At 72.2% G+C, this 16955-nt stretch carries 18 protein-coding genes; 14 read left to right on the forward strand and 4 right to left on the reverse strand.

Features of this window, described 5'->3' with window-relative positions:
• Positions 1-33 precede the first annotated feature (33 nt).
• The 6 genes from ACFPLC_RS36590 (at position 34) to ACFPLC_RS36615 (ending at position 6617) form a co-directional block, all read left to right on the forward strand.
• Complete coding sequence (locus ACFPLC_RS36590; protein ID WP_378192673.1) at positions 34-1041, forward strand: sigma-70 family RNA polymerase sigma factor; 1008 nt, start codon at positions 34-36, stop codon at positions 1039-1041.
• Positions 1042-1098: 57 nt separating this feature from the next.
• A complete protein-coding gene (locus tag ACFPLC_RS36595) occupies positions 1099-2037 on the forward strand; it encodes a PfkB family carbohydrate kinase (RefSeq protein WP_378192675.1) in 939 nt (312 codons plus the stop codon).
• On the forward strand, positions 2025-2765 hold the full coding sequence (gene surE, locus ACFPLC_RS36600) for a 5'/3'-nucleotidase SurE (protein ID WP_378192676.1): 741 nt from the start codon (positions 2025-2027) through the stop codon (positions 2763-2765). Before ACFPLC_RS36595 ends, surE begins: the two co-directional genes overlap by 13 nt.
• Before the next feature lie 204 nt (positions 2766-2969).
• Complete coding sequence (locus ACFPLC_RS36605; RefSeq protein WP_378192678.1) at positions 2970-4331, forward strand: beta-1,3-glucanase family protein; 1362 nt, start codon at positions 2970-2972, stop codon at positions 4329-4331.
• An 82-nt stretch (positions 4332-4413) separates the two neighbouring features.
• On the forward strand, positions 4414-5736 hold the full coding sequence (locus ACFPLC_RS36610) for a M20/M25/M40 family metallo-hydrolase (protein ID WP_378192680.1): 1323 nt from the start codon (positions 4414-4416) through the stop codon (positions 5734-5736).
• Positions 5736-6617 carry an alpha/beta fold hydrolase gene (locus ACFPLC_RS36615; RefSeq protein ID WP_378192682.1) on the forward strand — a complete coding sequence of 294 codons (882 nt, stop codon included), beginning with the start codon at positions 5736-5738 and terminating at the stop codon, positions 6615-6617. Before ACFPLC_RS36610 ends, ACFPLC_RS36615 begins: the two co-directional genes overlap by 1 nt.
• Here the strand turns inward: ACFPLC_RS36615 and ACFPLC_RS36620 are convergent.
• Positions 6595-7293, reverse strand: coding sequence for a methyltransferase domain-containing protein (locus ACFPLC_RS36620; protein WP_378192684.1), 699 nt, complete (start codon positions 7291-7293; stop codon positions 6595-6597). The two genes, ACFPLC_RS36615 and ACFPLC_RS36620, sit on opposite strands and share 23 nt — an antisense overlap.
• A gap of 28 nt (positions 7294-7321) precedes the next feature.
• Here ACFPLC_RS36620 and ACFPLC_RS36625 point away from each other — a divergent pair, with 28 nt between their 5' ends.
• From ACFPLC_RS36625 to ACFPLC_RS36640, 4 genes are read left to right on the forward strand one after another with little or no spacing between them, the layout of a single operon-like run.
• Positions 7322-7699 carry a MerR family transcriptional regulator gene (locus ACFPLC_RS36625; RefSeq protein ID WP_378192686.1) on the forward strand — a complete coding sequence of 126 codons (378 nt, stop codon included), beginning with the start codon at positions 7322-7324 and terminating at the stop codon, positions 7697-7699.
• A 31-nt stretch (positions 7700-7730) separates the two neighbouring features.
• On the forward strand, positions 7731-8318 hold the full coding sequence (locus ACFPLC_RS36630) for an ArsR/SmtB family transcription factor (protein WP_378192688.1): 588 nt from the start codon (positions 7731-7733) through the stop codon (positions 8316-8318).
• Between the two features lies 1 nt (position 8319).
• On the forward strand, positions 8320-9048 hold the full coding sequence (locus ACFPLC_RS36635; RefSeq protein ID WP_378192690.1) for an SRPBCC family protein: 729 nt from the start codon (positions 8320-8322) through the stop codon (positions 9046-9048).
• Between the two features lie 31 nt (positions 9049-9079).
• Positions 9080-9577 (forward strand): DUF2975 domain-containing protein, encoded by a 498-nt coding sequence (locus ACFPLC_RS36640; RefSeq protein ID WP_378236058.1) that lies wholly within the window; start codon positions 9080-9082, stop codon positions 9575-9577.
• 15 nt (positions 9578-9592) lie between these two features.
• Here the strand turns inward: ACFPLC_RS36640 and ACFPLC_RS36645 are convergent, their stop codons facing one another.
• The 3 genes from ACFPLC_RS36645 to ACFPLC_RS36655 all read right to left on the reverse strand — a co-directional run bounded on the left by ACFPLC_RS36645 (position 9593) and on the right by ACFPLC_RS36655 (position 11894).
• Positions 9593-9817 (reverse strand): DUF5703 family protein, encoded by a 225-nt coding sequence (locus ACFPLC_RS36645; protein ID WP_086863416.1) that lies wholly within the window; start codon positions 9815-9817, stop codon positions 9593-9595.
• Positions 9814-10827 carry a YncE family protein gene (locus tag ACFPLC_RS36650; RefSeq protein ID WP_378192694.1) on the reverse strand — a complete coding sequence of 338 codons (1014 nt, stop codon included), beginning with the start codon at positions 10825-10827 and terminating at the stop codon, positions 9814-9816. The genes ACFPLC_RS36645 and ACFPLC_RS36650 overlap by 4 nt, the downstream gene beginning before the upstream one ends.
• 98 nt (positions 10828-10925) lie before the next feature.
• The gene (locus ACFPLC_RS36655; protein ID WP_378192696.1) at positions 10926-11894 is read right to left on the reverse strand and encodes an aldo/keto reductase; all 969 of its coding nucleotides are present in this window, start codon (positions 11892-11894) and stop codon (positions 10926-10928) included.
• A gap of 87 nt (positions 11895-11981) precedes the next feature.
• Here ACFPLC_RS36655 and ACFPLC_RS36660 point away from each other — a divergent pair, with 87 nt between their 5' ends.
• From ACFPLC_RS36660 to ACFPLC_RS36675, 4 genes are all read left to right on the forward strand, one after another.
• Complete coding sequence (locus ACFPLC_RS36660; RefSeq protein ID WP_378192698.1) at positions 11982-13019, forward strand: LLM class F420-dependent oxidoreductase; 1038 nt, start codon at positions 11982-11984, stop codon at positions 13017-13019.
• 1 nt (position 13020) lies between these two features.
• Positions 13021-13863 (forward strand): undecaprenyl-diphosphate phosphatase, encoded by an 843-nt coding sequence (locus ACFPLC_RS36665; protein WP_378192700.1) that lies wholly within the window; start codon positions 13021-13023, stop codon positions 13861-13863.
• Positions 13864-13977: 114 nt separating this feature from the next.
• Positions 13978-14682 carry a histidine phosphatase family protein gene (locus ACFPLC_RS36670; RefSeq protein ID WP_378192702.1) on the forward strand — a complete coding sequence of 235 codons (705 nt, stop codon included), beginning with the start codon at positions 13978-13980 and terminating at the stop codon, positions 14680-14682.
• Between the two features lie 93 nt (positions 14683-14775).
• Positions 14776-16830 carry a M3 family metallopeptidase gene (locus tag ACFPLC_RS36675; RefSeq protein WP_378192704.1) on the forward strand — a complete coding sequence of 685 codons (2055 nt, stop codon included), beginning with the start codon at positions 14776-14778 and terminating at the stop codon, positions 16828-16830.
• Positions 16831-16955 lie beyond the last annotated feature (125 nt).

The raw sequence follows: 16955 nt of genomic DNA on the forward strand, positions 1-16955 counted from the left end.
CCGGGTGGAATCGCGACCGGGGAGAGGCGGCGGATGGGGAACGAACTGATCACCAAGGCGCGGGCGGGGGACGGCGAAGCGTTCCGGGCGCTGACCGAGCCGCACCGCCGCGAGCTGCAGGTGCACTGCTACCGGATGCTCGGGTCGTTCCAGGACGCCGAGGACGCCCTGCAGGACACGCTGCTGTCCGCGTGGCGGGGCCTCGGCGGGTTCGACGGCCGGGCGTCGATCCGCACCTGGCTCTACCGGATCGCCACCAACCGGTGCCTCAGTGCGCTGCGCTCGGCGGCCCGGCGCCCGGCCAAGGCGTGGGACATCCCCGGCGTCGAACCGCCCGAGCCGACGCGGCTCGGGGAAGTCGTCTGGCTCGAGCCCTTTCCCGACGCGCTCCTCGAAGGGGCCTTCGCCGCGCCGCTGGGCCCGGAGGCGCGGTACGAGCAGAGCGAATCCGTGTCGCTGGCGTTCGTGACCGCGCTGCAGGTGCTGCCGCCCCGCCAACTGGCCGTGCTCGTGCTGCGCGACGTCCTGGGCTTCCCGGCGGCCGAGGTCGCCGCGATGCTGGACACGACGGTCGACGCGGTCAAGAGCGCCCTCAAGCGGGCCCGTTCGGCGCTGCGGCACCGCCCGCCCGCCGAACCGGCGCCTCGGCCCGGTTCACCCGCCGAGCACGCGGTCGTGGCGGACTTCGTGCGGGCTTGGGAGAGCGCCGACATCGACGCGCTGGTGGCGCTGCTGACCGACGACGTGTTCGTGTCGATGCCGCCGCTGCCGCTGGAGTACGAGGGCCGGGACGTGGTGGCCCGGTTGTGCGCCGGGCTGTTCGGCGCCGGCCGCCGCTTCGACCTGGTTCCGACGCGCGCCAACGGCCAGCCGGCGTTCGGTGCCTACCTGCGCGGCCCGGCGGGCACCAGCCACGGAACGGGCCTGTACGTCCTGACGGTGGCCGGTCACCGGATTTCGGCCATGACGCGGTTCGAGAACGGAGTGCTGCCGGCGTTCGGCCTGCCGCGGTCACTGCCGGAACGAACCCGGCCGTCGTGATCGGCCGGAGGGGAGGACCTCAAGCATGAAAGCGGACAAAACGGGTATGAAGACGGCATGGCTGAAGGTCGAGTGGCGGTGTTCGCGCCGTCCCCGCAGTTGACCGTGACCGTCGAAGAGATCGACGGGGTACCCGATATCCACGTCCACGCCGGCGGGCAGGGCGTGTGGCAGTCGAGGATGATCGAATCCCTCGGGGCCACGCCGGTGCTGTGCTGTGCGCTGGGCGGCGAGACCGGCCGGGTGCTCGAGCACCTGATCGGGGTGGAGGTGGAAGCCCGCGCGGTGGCCGCGCGCAACGGCGGCTACGTGCACGACCGCCGCGCCGGGCGGCGCGACGAGGTGGTGCGGATGCCGGCGGACGCGTTGTCGCGCCACGAACTGGACGACTTGTACGAGCTGACCCTGGTCACGGCGCTGCGGGCGGACGTCGCCGTCCTCAGTGGACCGGCGGAGGAGGACGTCCCGGTGCCGCACACGGTGTACGAGCGGTTGGCCCGCGACCTCGGTGCCCACGGGGTGCCGGTGGTGGTCGACCTGTCGGGGGAGCGGCTGGCCCACGCACTCACCGGCGGGGCGGAGGTGGTGAAGGTCAGCCACGAGGAGCTGGTGTCCGACGGGCTCGCCGAGTCCGACGCGGTGGCCGACCTGGCGGCGGCGTGCCGGGAGGTGGCGGCGAAGTCCGGTGCCCGGGCCGTCGTCGTGTCGCGGGCCGACGCGGACACCCTGGCCTTGCTCGAAGGCGAGCTGGTGCTGGTCGAATCACCCGGGCTGACGCCGGTGGACCCGCGCGGCGGCGGTGACTCGATGACCGCCGGGCTGGCGGTGGGCCTGGCGCAGGGGCGGTCACTGGAGGACGCGCTCAAGCTCGGCGCGGCCGCGGGCGCGGTCAACGTGACGCGGCACGGGCTCGGCTCGGGCAGCGGCGGAGCGGTGCGGGAGCTCGCCGGCCGGGTGCGGGTGAAGTCGGGGGAGGAGGCCGGATGCGGGCGCTGATCACCAACGACGACGGCATCGGCTCGCCGGGGCTGGCGGCGCTGGCGCGCGGCGCGGTCGCGCACGGCTGGACCGTCGTGGTCGCGGCACCGGCCGAGGAGGCCAGCGGTACCAGCGCCGGGTTGTCGGCCGTCGGCGACGACGGCCGCGTGGTGGTGCAGCGGCGAGAGCTGCCCGGCTTGCCGGACGTGCCGGCGTACGCGGTCGCGGCCCACCCCGGGCTGATCGCGCTGGCCGCGGCCCAAGGATCGTTCGGCGAGGCCCCGGACGTGGTGCTGTCGGGGGTCAACCACGGCGCGAACGTCGGCCGCGCGGTCCTGCACTCGGGCACGGTCGGCGCGGCGCTGACCGCGTCGCTCAACGGGGCCCGGGCGATGGCGGTGTCGCTCGACGTGGGCCTGGAACCGGAGTCGCCGCCGCACTGGGAGACCGCGGTGGCGGTCGCGGCGACGCTGTTCGACCGGCTCGCGGCGCTGCCCGCCGGTGCCGTGCTGAACCTCAACGTGCCGGACCGGGCCGAGGCCGGCGTCCCGCGGCGGGCGGGGCTGGCCGAGTTCGGAGCGGTGCGCAGCCGCGTCCGCGACGAGGGCGACGGCGCGTTTTCCCTCGCCGCCGTGGTCGTCGAAGGCGAGCTTCCGGCGGACAGCGACGCCCGCCTGCTGGCCGAGGGGCACCCGACGGTGACCGCACTGCGCTCGGTGACCGAGGACACCGGCATCGATCTCTGACCAAAGTGTATAACGCCCTATTCGGACTGGCGTAGCTAACTTCGACCTTGTCAACCCTTGACAGAGCAGGGGTGGTGGTATGAACCTTTTCACCGATCGTTCCCGCCGGCCCGCGAGGGCATCCGCCCGGCGCTCAGGGACGAGCCGGACCACGCCGCAGCCCGGCTGCGGTGGGTCCGTCCGTTTCCCGGCCAGGGAGGAACCATGCTCACCCACGCCCGGCAGCGGCGCAGCCGCCGCGGACCCGGTACCCGCTTGGCGACCTTGGCGGCGGCCCTCGCGGTCGCCGCGCTCGGCTTCGCCGTCCCGTCGGCGCAGGCCGCCGACGCGCTGATCTCGCAAGGGAAAACCGCCACCGCGTCGTCGGTGGAGAACGCTGGCACCCCCGCGGCCGCCGCGGTGGACGGGAACACCGGCACCCGGTGGTCGTCGCAGTTCAGCGATCCACAGTGGATCCAGATCGACCTCGGCGGCCCGGCGACGGTCAGCCAGGTCGTGCTGCGCTGGGAGGCCGCTTACGCCACGGCCTACCAGATCCAGGTGTCCGACACGGGGTCCGGCTGGTCCACTGTGTACCAGACGACGACGGGGACCGGCGGCACGCAGACGCTGAACGTGGCCGGTTCCGGGCGGTACGTGCGGTTGTCCACGACCGCGCGGGCCACGCCCTACGGCGTTTCGCTGTGGGAGTTCCAGGTCTTCGGCACCGGCGGCGGGACCACGCAGCCCGGCGCGGGCACGCCACCCGACTCGTTCTGGGGCGACACGAGCACCATTCCGGCCGCGCGGAACGTGCTGACGGTCAAGGTGCTCAACCGGACGAACGGCAAGTACCCGGACAGCCAGGTGTACTGGAGCTTCGGCGGCCAGACCCACTCGATCGCCGAGCAGCCCTACCTTGACATGCCGGCCAACTCGGCCGGGCGGATGTACTTCTATCTGGGGACGCCGAACGGCCAGTACGCCGACTTCATCGAGTTCACCGTCGGCCCGGACGTGTTCAACGGCAACACCACCCGGGTGGACGCCTTCGCGCTGAAGCTGGCCATGCGCCTGCACGCGCACGACGGCTACGACGTGCAGGTCGGCGACGCCTACGAGCTGTTCCAGGAGGACCGTTCGGCCACGTTCGCCCGGTTCCAGAGCGAGGTGCCAGCCGAGTTCAAGGGCCTGGCGACGGTGAACGCGCCGTACCGGATCCCGGCTCCGGGCAGCGCTCCGGACTTCCGCACGGGTGGCAAGTACGCGAACTACTTCACCTCCTACGCCCAGTCGGTGGGGGTCAACGAGCCGACGTCGAACATCACCGGCTGCGCGGGATCGCTGGCCGGCAACCCCGACATGTGCGCGGCGCTGAACCGGCACACGGCCCACCTGCCGCAGTCGCAGTGGCAGGACCCCGCGCGGTACTACCAGGCGGCGCCGGCGAACTACTACGCGAAGTTCTGGCACGACCACGGTATCAACCACCTCGCGTACGGCTTCCCGTACGACGACGTGGCGGGCCAGTCCTCGTTCGTCTCGCACGGGGATCCGCAGTGGCTGGTGGTCGCCGTGGGCTGGTGACCGGGCGGACCGCGGCGGCTCCGGTCGGTCCCAGCAGGCGCGCGGCCAGCACACCCGGCCATCCGGGTGATAGGAATGGCCGGTGACCGAACCGAACCTGATCGAAGCCGCCGCGGCCGAGGCCGTCACGCTGACCAGCGAGCTCATCCGCATCGACACGACCAACACCGGCGATCCCGACACGCTGGTCGGCGAGCGGGCGGCGGCGGAGTACGTGGCGGAAAAGCTGACCGACGCCGGGTACGAGATCACCTACGTCGAGTCGGGCGGGAAGAACCGGCACAACGTGATCGTCCGGCTCGAAGGAGCCGACCGCTCCCGGGGCGCCCTGCTCATCCACGGTCACCTCGACGCCGTGCCCGCCGACGCCTCCGAGTGGTCGGTCCACCCCTTCTCCGGCGCGATCCAGGACGACTACGTCTGGGGGCGCGGCGCGGTCGACATGAAGGACATGTGCGCGATGGCGCTCGCGCTGGCCCGGCACTACAAGCTGAACAACGTCGTGCCGCCGCGCGACCTGGTCTTCGCCTTCCTGGCCGACGAGGAAGCCGGCGGCAAGTACGGCGCCCAGTGGCTGGTCGAGAACCGGCCGGAGCTGTTCGAGGGCGTCACCGAGGCGATCAGCGAGGTCGGCGGCTTCTCGATCACGCTCAAGGACGACGTCCGCGCCTACCTGATCGAGACGGCGGAGAAGGGCATCCGCTGGATGAAGCTGCGGGTGCGCGGCACCGCCGGGCACGGCTCGATGATCCACCGCGACAACGCGGTCACGAAGCTGTCCGAGGCCGTGGCGAAGCTCGGCAACCACCGGTTCCCGCTCGTGCTCACCGACTCGGTCAAGGAGTTCCTCGCCGGCGTCACCGAGATCACCGGCTGGGACTTCCCCGAGGACGACCTCGAAGGCTCGGTCGCCAAGCTGGGCAACATCTCCCGGATGATCGGCGCGACCCTGCGCGACACGGCCAACCCGACCATGCTCACCGCCGGGTACAAGTCGAACGTCATCCCGTCGGTCGCCGAGGCCGCGGTCGACTGCCGGATCCTGCCGGGCCGGCTGGAGGCCTTCGACCGCGAGCTCGACGAGCTGCTCGGCCCGGACATCGAAAAGGAGTGGATGGAGCTCCCGCCGGTCGAGACCACGTTCGACGGCGCGCTCGTGGACGCGATGACCGCCGCGGTCCTGGCCGAGGACCCGGGTGCGAAGACGCTGCCGTACATGCTCTCCGGCGGCACCGACGCGAAGTCGTTCCAGGAGCTGGGCATCCGCAACTTCGGCTTCGCGCCGCTGAAGCTGCCCGCGGACCTCGACTTCTCGGCGCTCTTCCACGGCGTCGACGAGCGGGTCCCGGTCGAGGCGCTGAAGTTCGGCACCCGCGTACTCGACCGGTTCCTGCGCACGTCCTGATGACCGGGTTCGCGCTCGCCGACGGCACGCTCCTGCAGGTGATCCGCAGGGGCGACCCGGCCGCGCCGGTGACCGTGGTGTTCGTCCACGGCTACGCGCTCGACCAGCGCAGCTGGGGCCGCATCGCGCCGCTGGTGCCCGACGCCGCCGACGGGCCGGTGGCCGTGCTGACCTACGACCAGCGCGGGCACGGCGGATCGGGGCGGGCGCGACGCGGCACCGCGACCATGGCCCGGCTCGGCGACGACCTCGCCGAGCTCCTCGAACGCGAGGTGCCCGAGGGCCGGGTGGTGCTGGTGGGCCACGACATGGGCGGCCTGGCGATCATGTCGCTGTCGCAGCGGCACCCGGACCTGTTCGCCGCGCGCGTGTCGGGACTGGTGCTGCTGGCGACGTCGTCGGGCACCCTGGCCGCCGAGGTGTCGGCGACCTGGCCGAACGCACTCGGGAAGCTGGCGCGCGACCTCGAGACGGTGCTCGGCTCGAAGCTGTTCGGCGTGGTGCGCGAGCACACCAGCCGGGCGGTCAGCGCGGGCCTGCGCTGGTGGCTGTTCGGCGACGACCCGGACCCGGACCTGGTCGAACTGACCGTGAAGATGATCCGCGGCAACTGGCCCCACACGGTGGCCCTGTTCCGCCCGGCCATGGACGCCTACGCCCGTGACGCGGCGTTGACGCAGGTGGGCGACCTGCCGGTGACGGCGATCGTGGGGGAGCGGGACCGGATCGTCCGCGCGTCCGATGTGGAGCAGTGGGCCCGCGGCCTCGGCAACGGGACGGCGGTGGTGCTGCCCGGGGTGGGGCACGTCGTACCGCTGGAGGCCGCGGCCCAGGTGCTGCCGCGGGTGGTCGCGCTGGTCAACGCGAGCCTGCGGCGGTAGTGCCCGCGGCGACGAACATCGGCACCGCCACGAACAGCCGGTCGTCGCGGGCGCGGGCCTCCTGCTCCTCCAGCCAGGCGCCGTCGCCGCCGAGGTTGGCCAAGACCGGCAGCGCCGCCGCGTCCGTCCACACCACGGTGTGAACCTCCACCGTGACCTCCGTGAACCCGTGGTCCAGCAAGAGGTTGCGGTACCTCCGCGCGATCCGCGGGTGGGGCATGCCGTCCGCGCGCGCGTGGACGATCGACCGGGTGCGCGCGGGATCGTCGGAGTCGATCACGATGGTGTCCCAGTCCTGGCCGGTGAGCACCGCGCGGCCGCCCGGAGCCAGGACGCGGCGGGCCTCGGCGACCGCGCGCGCGGGATCGGGCAGGACGTGCAGGACCTTGTCCGCGCGGTAGCCGGTGATCGAGCCGTCGTCGAGGGGCAGGGCGGTCGCGTCGGCGACGTGGAATTCGCCGTCCGGCCAGCGGGCCGCCGCGACCGAGATCATGGCCGGGTCGGCGTCGACGCCGATGGCCCGGGCCCCGCGTGCGGCCAGCTCGCCGACGGCCCGCCCGCCGCCGCAGCCGACGTCGACCACGACGTCACCGAGTCTGTCGTAAGTGCGTTCCCGCAGGTGGACGGCTTGCGGGCGGTCGTCGAGGGCGTCGAGGAGAGGAAGCAACGTGGACATGCCGCCCATCCTGCGACTTAATGTCGGGATGAAGTCAATCGGCGAGGTGGCGGCCCGCTTCGGGCTCCCGGCGCACGTGCTCCGGTACTGGGAGGCGGAAGGGCTGCTGAGCCCCGCCCGCGTGGGCACCCGGCGCCGCTACACCGACGCGGACCTGCGGCGGGTGGCCGCGATCCTGGTCGCCAAGGAGGCCGGGTGGGAGCTCGCGGACATCCGGTCGATGCTGGCCGACCGATCCGCGTCCGGCCGGGCGGCGATGGCGGCCCGCCAGCGCGAGCGGTTGCGGATCCGGATCGCCCGGGCGCAGGCCGCGCTCGAGCTCCTGGAGGGCGACTGCACACACGACGATCTCATGGCCTGTCCGCACTTCCAGCAGCTGCTGGACCGACAGCTCGAGCATTCTTGACAACTTCTCTGTTCGGCTGGATGCTGGTCGCATGTTTCCCGTGGCGGTGATCGAAGACGCGGCGGCGGCCGAGGTGTCGCTGGACCCGGTCCGGGCCCGGCTGCTGGCCGAACTGGCCGAGCCGGCCTCGGCGACGATGCTGGCCGCGCGGGTCGGCCTGCCCCGGCAGAAGGTGAACTACCACCTGCGGGCCCTGGAGAGCCACGGCCTGGTGGAGCTGGTCGAGGAACGCCGCAAGGGCAACGTCACCGAGCGGATGATGCGGGCGACGGCGGCGTCGTACGTCATCTCGCCGACGGCGCTGGCCGCGGTCCAGCCCGACCCGGCCCGCTCGCCGGACCGGCTCTCGGCGCGCTGGCTGCTCGCCGTCGCCGGACGGCTCGTGCGGGACGTCGGCCTGCTGATCACCGGCGCGGCCAAGGCCAAGCAGCGCCTGGCGACCTTCGCGCTCGACGGCGAGGTGCGGTTCGCCACCGCCGCCGACCGGGCCGCGTTCGCCGAGGAGCTCACGGCCGCCGTCACCACGCTGGTCGGGAAGTACCACGACGAGACGGCCGAGAAGGGCCGCTCGTACCGGGTGGTCGTCGCCGTGCACCCGAGCGTCCCGGAGGAGTCCTGAAGTGGGGTACGAGTTCGAACTGACCGACGTCGCCGACGTCGGGGCGACGCCGGAGCAGGTCTGGGAGGCCATCGCGACCGGGCCGGGCATCGATTCGTGGTTCATGGGCCGCAACGAGGTCGAAGGCGGCACCGGCGGCACGATCCGCGGCGCCTTCGGCGGGTACCGACCCGAATTCCGGATCCGCGAGTGGGACCCGGCGGAGAAGCTCGCCTACGGCAGCGACCCGGCGCCGGACGGACGGCGGATCGCCTACGAGTTCCTCATCGAGGGCCGCGAGGGGGGCAGCACGGTGATCAGGTGCGTTACCAGCGGCTTCCTGCCGGGCGACGACTGGGAAGACGAGTTCGAGGCGATGACCGCGGGCGGCGAGCTGTTCTTCCGCACCCTGGTCGAGTACGTGACGCACTTCGCGGGCCGGACGGCGACGCCGGTGACCGCGTTCGGCCCGCCGGTGGGGGACTGGGACGAGGCCTGGACCCGGCTCGGTGCGGCACTGGGCCTGCCGGCGCGCCCGGCCGAAGGCGACCGGGTCCGGATCGGCCGAGAGGGCGTGGTCTACGCGGTGAACGACCAGACGGTGGGCGTGCGGACGGCGGACGCGATGTTCCGGTTCGTGCGCGGCATCCAGGGTGTGATGGTCGCCTGCCACCACCTGTTCACCCCCGGGGCCGACGCGGACGTCGAGGAGAAGACCTGGGGTGACTGGCTGAACCGCGTGTTCGGTTGACAGTCGAGCGGAATACATCGATTCTCGATACATGCCTCGCTTTCTCGCGGTCCCCCTCCAGGCGTTCGTGGTTTTCGCGTCCCTCGCCGGCCTGTACGCGCAGATCGTGGTCATCCCGACGACCGCGGCCGACCAGGTCGAGCTCTTCCCGCCGTACGCGCCGTTCCGGGTTCCGCTCGTGACGGCGGCGATCGCGTTCGTCGCCTGCGGGCAGGCCGCCCTGCTCGGGCTGGGCATGCTGCTGCGGCGCGCGAGCCGTGGCTCCGTCTTCGAGCCGTCCACGCTGACCTGGGCGAACGTCGTCGTGGGGGCCGCCGCCGCGGCGACCGCGCTCGCCGCGGCGGTGTTCGGCTACGTCACGCTGTCGGACATCCCGTCGCCGGCCGACGGCATGGACGTGCTCGGCCTGTGGCTCGGCACGGCCGCCGCGGCCGGCGCGGGCACGGCCGTGGTCCTGCTGTTCCTCGCCGGGCGGCACCTGCTGGTGAAGGCCATCGGCCTGCGCACCGAACTCGACGCCGTCGTCTGACTTCCGCGAGAGGGGTCAGGTCGGCAGGGCGCCGGGGAGGCTCTGCGCCGTCTTCTTGCGGCGCAGCCAGACCCGGCGCGTGCCGTCGGCGTAGAGCCGCACGGTGCGCAGTTCCCAGCCCGCGAACTCCGCGTGGATGGAGAGCTGGATCGCCGCCGCACGCCGGGACACGCCCGGGGGGAGGTGCAGGCGGCGATACTCCCAATCCCCTTCGACCACCGCCTCGCTGACCGTCGTCATGGCTGGATCACCTGGGTCCCTTCTCCGGCGGCCGAACCGACGATCACCCGGCCGCTCTTCTCGTCCACCCCCACCGAGTCCGGCTGGCGCACGGTGGGGAACCGGTACTTCTCGACGGGCTCGCCGCCGCGGACGTCGAACCCGACCACCTCGTTGCGTTCGGTGAGCGTCACCCACGCCAGGCTGCGCGTGGCGTCGTAGGCGATCCCGTACGCCCCGCCGGGCACCGGGTAGCGCTGCTTCAGGATCAGCGGACCCGCCGAGAACGCCAGCAGGGCGCCCGCCCGCGCGTCGGTCACCAGCACCCGCCCGTAGGAGTCCGCCACCGCGTTCGCGGCGCCGTCGCCCGCCCGCAGGCCCTCGTTGACCTTCCCGCCGGCGACGTCGACCGAGAACACCGCCGTCCGCAGCCGGTCCAGCACCACCACACCGTTCCCGGTGTCGACGACGTCGTCGGCGCTGTAGAGCTGCCCGCCGATCGTCCGCGCCGGGCCCGCCGCCGGCAGCACCCGGATGTCCTTGCCCGCCCCCATCGCGACCAGCCGGTCGGCGCCGTAGGCGATGCTCGACGCCGGCTGCCCGCCCGTCTTCGTCTCCGTGAGCTTCCGGTCCGGCAACGTCAGCTGCTGCACCACACCCTGATCGGGTTCGGCGATCTCGATCCGCCCCGGCGCCGCCGTCAGCCGTGAGACCTTGCCGTATAACGGCATATTCACCGGGGGTGACGCGAGCGCAGCCAGGTCGTACAGCTGCAGAGCCGGGGGCGAAGAAACGGCCACGACGAGGGTCGCCGTCTTCGCGTCGACGGCGACGGCCGCCACCGGACCCGTCCCGAGCACCTGACCGGCGGGTTTCACGGTCACGGCGGGGGAGACGGCCGGGCGGGCGGCGGTCGGGTTCGCCACGATCTGCAGGTCGTCGGAGGTCGACTTGGCCGACGAGCAGCCCGAGAGCACCAGGGCACCGGCGAGCGGGAGCGCGATCCACGACACGGCGGCGAACCGACGCACGTTGCGGCCTCCAGGTGTCCCTCGGCGGGCGGTCTTCACCAGCATGCTCCTTGATCCCCGTGCCGTCACGTGCGTGTCACCGAACAGACACCTGGCGCTCATCGCGGCCAGCGTTCGGGGTAGCCGACCTCGATCGCGCTGACGTCGTCGAGCGCGGCCCGGATGGCCGGCGGGAGGGTGATGTCCTCCGCCGCCAGTGACCCGGTGAGCTGGCCGGTGTCCCGCGCCCCGACGACCGGCGCGACGACGCCGGGCCGGTCGCGGACCCAGGCCAGTGCCACCGCCAGCGGGGACGTGCCGAGCCCGTCGGCGGCGGTCGCGACGGCCTGCACGATCCGGGCGGCGCGGTCGGTGCGGTGGTGTTCGACGTACCCGGCGTAGGCGCTGTTGGCGCCGCGCGAATCGGCGGGCGTGCCGGTGCGGTACTTGCCGGTCAGGACGCCCCGGCCGAGGGGCGCCCAGGGGAGCAGCCCGATGCCGTGGTGCTCGGCCGCGGGCACGACCTCGCGGTCCACCCCGCGTTCCAGCAGCGAGTACTCGACCTGGGTGGAGACGATCGGCGCGAGGGCCGGGGCACCCGCGGCGGCGGTGGCCAGCTGCCAGCCCGCGTAGTTCGAGACGCCGACGTAGCGGACCTTTCCGCTGGTCACGGCGTACTCGAGGGCGGACAGGGTCTCGGCGAGCGGCACGCAGTCGTCCCAGGCGTGCAGCTGCCACAGGTCGATGTGGTCGGTGCCGAGCCGCTTGAGCGAGCCGTCGAGCGCGGTGAGCAGCGCGCCGCGCGAGGCGCCGCCGCCGAACGGCCCGTCGGTGCGCTTGGCGACCGCCTTCGTCGCGAGGACGACGTCGTCGCGGGGCACGAGGTCGCCGAGCAGCGAGCCGAGCACCCGCTCGCTTTCGCCCTCGCCGTAGATGTCGGCCGTGTCCACCAGGGTGCCGCCGGCGTCGACGAAGGCGACCAGCTGGCTGGCGGCCTCCTCCGCGTCGGTGTCGCCACCCCAGGTCATGGTGCCGAGCGCCATACGGGAGACGCGCAGTCCCGAGCGGCCGAGCAGTCGCTTTTCCACGACCGCCGAGCCTAGTGGGCTGCCCCCGTCCGGAGGAGACCAAGGTGAGTCGTGTCGCGATCATGGCCCCCGTTAGGGTCTGGCCCCGTGCGACTCGGACTGAATCTCGGCTACTGGGGAGCGGGGAACGACCCCGCGAACCTGGCCCTGGCGAAACACGCGGAGGACCTCGGGTACGCGGTGGTGTGGGCCGCGGAGGCCTACGGTTCGGACGCGGTGACGGTGCTCACGTGGATCGCGGCGCGGACGTCGCGGATCGACGTCGGTGCCGCCGTGCTGCAGATCCCGGCGCGCACCCCGGCGATGACGGCGATGACCGCCGCGACGCTCGACACGCTGTCGGGCGGCCGGTTCCGGCTCGGCCTCGGCGTGTCCGGCCCGCAGGTGTCCGAGGGCTGGCACGGCGTCCGCTTCGCCTCGCCGGTGAGCCGCACGCGGGAGTACGCGCAGATCGTGCGGACGGCGTTGCGCCGTGAGCGGCTGAAGTTCGAGGGCGAGCACTTCACGCTGCCGCTGCCGGACGGCCCGGGCAAGGCGCTGCGGCTGACCGTCCGCCCGGCTCGCAAGCACCTCCCGCTGTACCTGGCCGCGATCGGCCCTAAGAACCTGGAGCTGGCCGGGGAGATCGCCGACGGCTGGCTGCCGGTGTTCTTCTCGCCGTCGCACGCGGGGGAGCAGCTGGCTCACGTCCGGGCCGGTGCCGAGCGGGCCGGACGCGCCCTCGACGGCTTCGACGTCGTCCCGTCGGTGCCGCTGGTGCCCGGCGAGGACTGGCGGACCTGCGCGGACGCCGTCCGCGGCTACGCGGCGCTCTACCTCGGGGGGATGGGGAGCAAGGAGAAGAACTTCTACAACCGGCTGGCGTGCCGGATGGGATTCGCGGCCGAGGCCGCCGAAGTGCAGGAGAAGTACCTGGCGGGCGACCGGGTGGGGGCGATGGCGGCGGTGCCGGCCGAGTTCCTCGACGCGACGTCGCTGCTGGGCCCGAAGGAACGGATCGCGGAGAAGATGACGGAATACGCCGAAGCCGGCGTGACGACCCTGTCGGTGTCGCCCTACACGCCGGAACCGGCCGAGGCGCTGCGCACGGCCGTCGAGGCCCTCGAGCTGGCGGGGGTGGCCTGACGTGGGCTGGTTCGAAGCACTCGTCCTGGGCCTGGTCCAGGGCCTGACGGAGTTCCTGCCGATCTCCTCGAGCGCGCACCTGCGGATCGTGGCGGCGCTGGCGGGCTGGGACGACCCGGGCGCGGCGTTCACCGCGGTCACCCAGATCGGCACCGAGCTGGCGGTGATCATCTACTTCGGGCCGAAGATCGGGAAGATCCTGCGGGCCTGGTTCTTCTCGCTGTACAAGGCGGAGTGGCGCCGCGACCCGGACGCCCGGCTGGGCTGGCTGATCATCGTCGGCTCGCTGCCGATCGTGGTGCTCGGGCTGCTGCTGCAGGACCAGATCGACAGCGCGTTCCGCGACCTGCGGATCACCGCGACCGTGCTCATCGTGTTCGGCGTGATCCTGCTGGTCGCCGACCGGATCGGCCGGCAGGACCGCACCCTGGACGACCTGACCGTGCCGCACGGGCTCGGCTTCGGCTTCGCGCAGGCGCTGGCGCTGATCCCGGGCGTGTCCCGTTCCGGCGGCACGACCAGCGCGGGCCTGCTGCTCGGCTACACCCGCGCCGAGGCGGCGGAGTACTCGTTCCTGCTGGCGCTGCCGGCGGTGTTCGGGTCGGGCGTGTACAAGCTCAAGGACATCGGCTCGGGTGACGTGCCGGCGCAGTGGGGCCCGACGATCCTGGCGACGCTGGTCGCCTTCGGTGTCGGGTACGCGGTGATCGCCTGGCTGATGGCCTACATCAAGAAGCGCAGCTTCGTGCCGTTCGTGGTGTACCGGCTGATCCTCGGCGTGCTGCTGTTCGTGCTGATCTTCAGCGGGGTGCTGGACCCGAACGCGGGCCCGGTCGGCCACTGACCCACCGGAGTGCAGTGAATGACTCATTCCTGGCGTCGGACGCCAGGAATGAGTCATTCCTGCGTTGGGCCCACCGCGACGAGCCTTGATCGGTCCCCACGTAGGGTGGGGCCCGTGAGTACGGTCATTCTGCTGAGGCACGGCAAGTCGACGGCCAACGGCTCGGGCATCCTCGCCGGGCGGTCCCCGAAGGTCAGCCTCGACGACACCGGCCGCGCCCAGGCGGAGAAGCTCGTCGAACGCCTCGACGGCGTCCCGCTGTCCGGGCTCGTCGTCTCGCCCATGCTGCGGTGCAAGCAGACCGTCGGCCCGCTGGCCACCGCGCGCGGCCTCGAGAAGGTCGTCGAGCCCGGGCTGTCCGAAGTGGACTACGGCGACTGGACCGGCAAGGAGCTCAAGCACCTGGCCAAGGAGCCGCTCTGGCGGGTCGTGCAGGCGCACGCCTCGGCCGCGGTGTTCCCCGGCGGCGAAGGGCTCGCGGCGATGCAGGCCCGCTCGGTCGCCGCCGTGCGCGCCCACGACCGGCGGATCTCGGCCGAGCACGGCGACCACGCCGTCTGGCTGCTGTGCAGCCACGGCGACGTCATCAAGTCCATCCTCGCCGACGCGCTCGGCCAGCACCTCGACGCCTTCCAGCGGATCGTCGTCGACCCGGCGTCCGTCTCGGTCGTGCGCTACACCGAGACGCGGCCGTTCGTGCTGCGAGTCAACGACCACGGCGGCGACCTGCGCGGCATCGTGCCCCCGGAGCCCAAGCCCAAGCGCGGGAAGAAGGCGGCGAGCAGCGACGCCGTCGTGGGCGGTACCACGGGACGGTGACCCCGGCCACCTCCGGAAAGCGCTGACACGCGCACAGGTGGACCACGTAGGGTGGCGGGACCGAGTGTTTGTCCCCGACCAGGAGCCTGCCCGATGATTTCGCCGGACAACCCGTTCGCCGCACCCAGCGAGCTGCCCTACGCCCTGCCGCCCTTCGACCGGATCTCCGACGAGCACTACCGGCCCGCGTTCGAGGCCGGGCTGGCCGAGCACGCGGCGGAGATCGAGCAGATCGCGGCGCAGGAGGCCGAGCCGACGTTCGAGAACACCATCGTGGCCCTCGAGCGCGCCGGCGAGCTGCTGGGCCGCGTGGCGAGCGTGTTCTACAACCTGTCCGGCTCCAACAGCACCGACGAGATCCAGGCCATCCAGGCCGAGTTCGCGCCGAAGCTCGCCGCCCACCACGACGCGATCCACCTGAACCCGCAGTTGTTCGCCCGGATCGACACCCTCCACCGGCGGCGCGACGAGCTGGGCCTGGACGAGGAATCGCGGCGACTGCTCGAACGGCGGCACACCGACTTCAGCCGGGCGGGAGCCGGCCTCGGCGAGGCCGAGCAGGCCCGCCTGCGCGAACTGAACGGCCAGCTCTCCACACTGCAGACGAAGTTCCAGCAGAACCTGCTCAAGGACACCAACGAGCTGGCCGTCGTCATCACCGACCGCGCCGAACTCGACGGCTTCGGCGAGGGCGCGATCGCCACCGCGGCCGAAGCGGCGTCCGCGCGCGGCGAGGACGGCAAGTACGTGCTCACGCTGAGCCTGCCGACCAGCCAGGCGTCACCGCTGGAGACACTGCGCAACCGCGAAGTCCGCGAGCGCATCCACACCGCGTCGATGGCGCGGGGCAACCGCGGCAACGCCTGCGACAACAACGCCGTCGTCGCGGAAATCGTGCGCCTGCGCGCCGAGCGGGCGGTGCTGCTGGGCTACCCCAACCACGCCGCGTACGTCATCGCGGACGAGACGGCGAAGACGGCCGAGGCCGCCGCCGGGCTGCTCGAACGGCTGGCGCCCGCGGCGGTCGCGAACGCGCGTGCCGAAGCCGCCGAACTCCAGCAGCTGCTGGAGGCGGACGTGCCGGGCGCGAAGCTGCGGCCGTCGGACTGGCCGTTCTACGCGGCCCAGGTCCGCCGCGAGCGCTTCGACGTCGACACCGAGGCGCTGCGCCCGTACTTCGAGGCCGACCGCGTGTACCTCGACGGCGTCTTCTTCGCCGCGACGAAGCTGTACGGCCTGACCTTCACCGAGCGGGACGACCTGCCCAAGTACCACCCGGAGGTCCGGACCTTCGAGGTCTTCGACGCCGACGGCACCCCGCTGGGCCTGTACCTGCTGGACCTCTACACCCGCGACGCCAAGCGCGGCGGGGCCTGGATGAACACCTTCGTCGACCAGTCCGAGCTGCTCGGCCGCAAGACCGTCGTGGTCAACGTCCTCAACGTGAACAAGCCGCCGGCCGGCGAGCCGACGCTGCTCACCTTCGACGAGGTCGTCACCGCGTTCCACGAGTTCGGCCACGCCCTCCACGCGCTGCTCTCCTCGGTCCGCTACCCGACCTTCTCCGGCACCAACGTGCCCCGCGACTTCGTCGAATACCCCTCGCAGGTCAACGAGATGTGGATGCTGTGGCCGGAAGTCCTGGCGCACTACGCGAAGCACCACGAGACCGGCGAGCCGCTGCCGCAGGCGCAGGTGGACAAGCTCCTCGCCGCCCAGCAGTACGGCGAAGGGTTCTCCACCACCGAGTACCTCGCCGCGTCCCTGCTCGACCAGGCCTGGCACGGCCTCGGCGTCGACGACGCCGTGGGGGAGGTGCAGGCGTTCGAGGCGGAAGCACTCGTGAAGGCCGGAGTGGCTGTCGACGCGATCCCGCCGCGCTACTGCACGACCTACTTCGCCCACATCTTCAGCGGTGGCTACAGCGCCGGGTACTACTCCTACATCTGGAGCGAAGTCCTCGACGCCGACACCGTCCAGTGGTTCCGCGAAAACGGGGGACTGACCCGCGAGAACGGCGACCACTTCCGCCGCACCCTCCTGGGCCGGGGAGGCAGCGTCGACCCCATGGACGCCTTCCGAGCCTTCCGCGGCCGTGACCCGGAGATCGAGCCGCTGCTGGCCCGCCGCGGCCTCGACGGAGTCTGAGCGATCCGCAGGACCAGGTCACTCAGGTGATCTCAATAAGTGTATAACGAACTATACGTCGGGGTGATTTTCTTGAAAATCACCCCGACACCTTTCTCCTCAAAACAAGGCACAGACGGGGAAGG

The organism is Amycolatopsis plumensis, assembly GCF_042652605.1.
GTDB classification, from domain to species: Bacteria; Actinomycetota; Actinomycetes; order Mycobacteriales; family Pseudonocardiaceae; genus Amycolatopsis; species Amycolatopsis plumensis.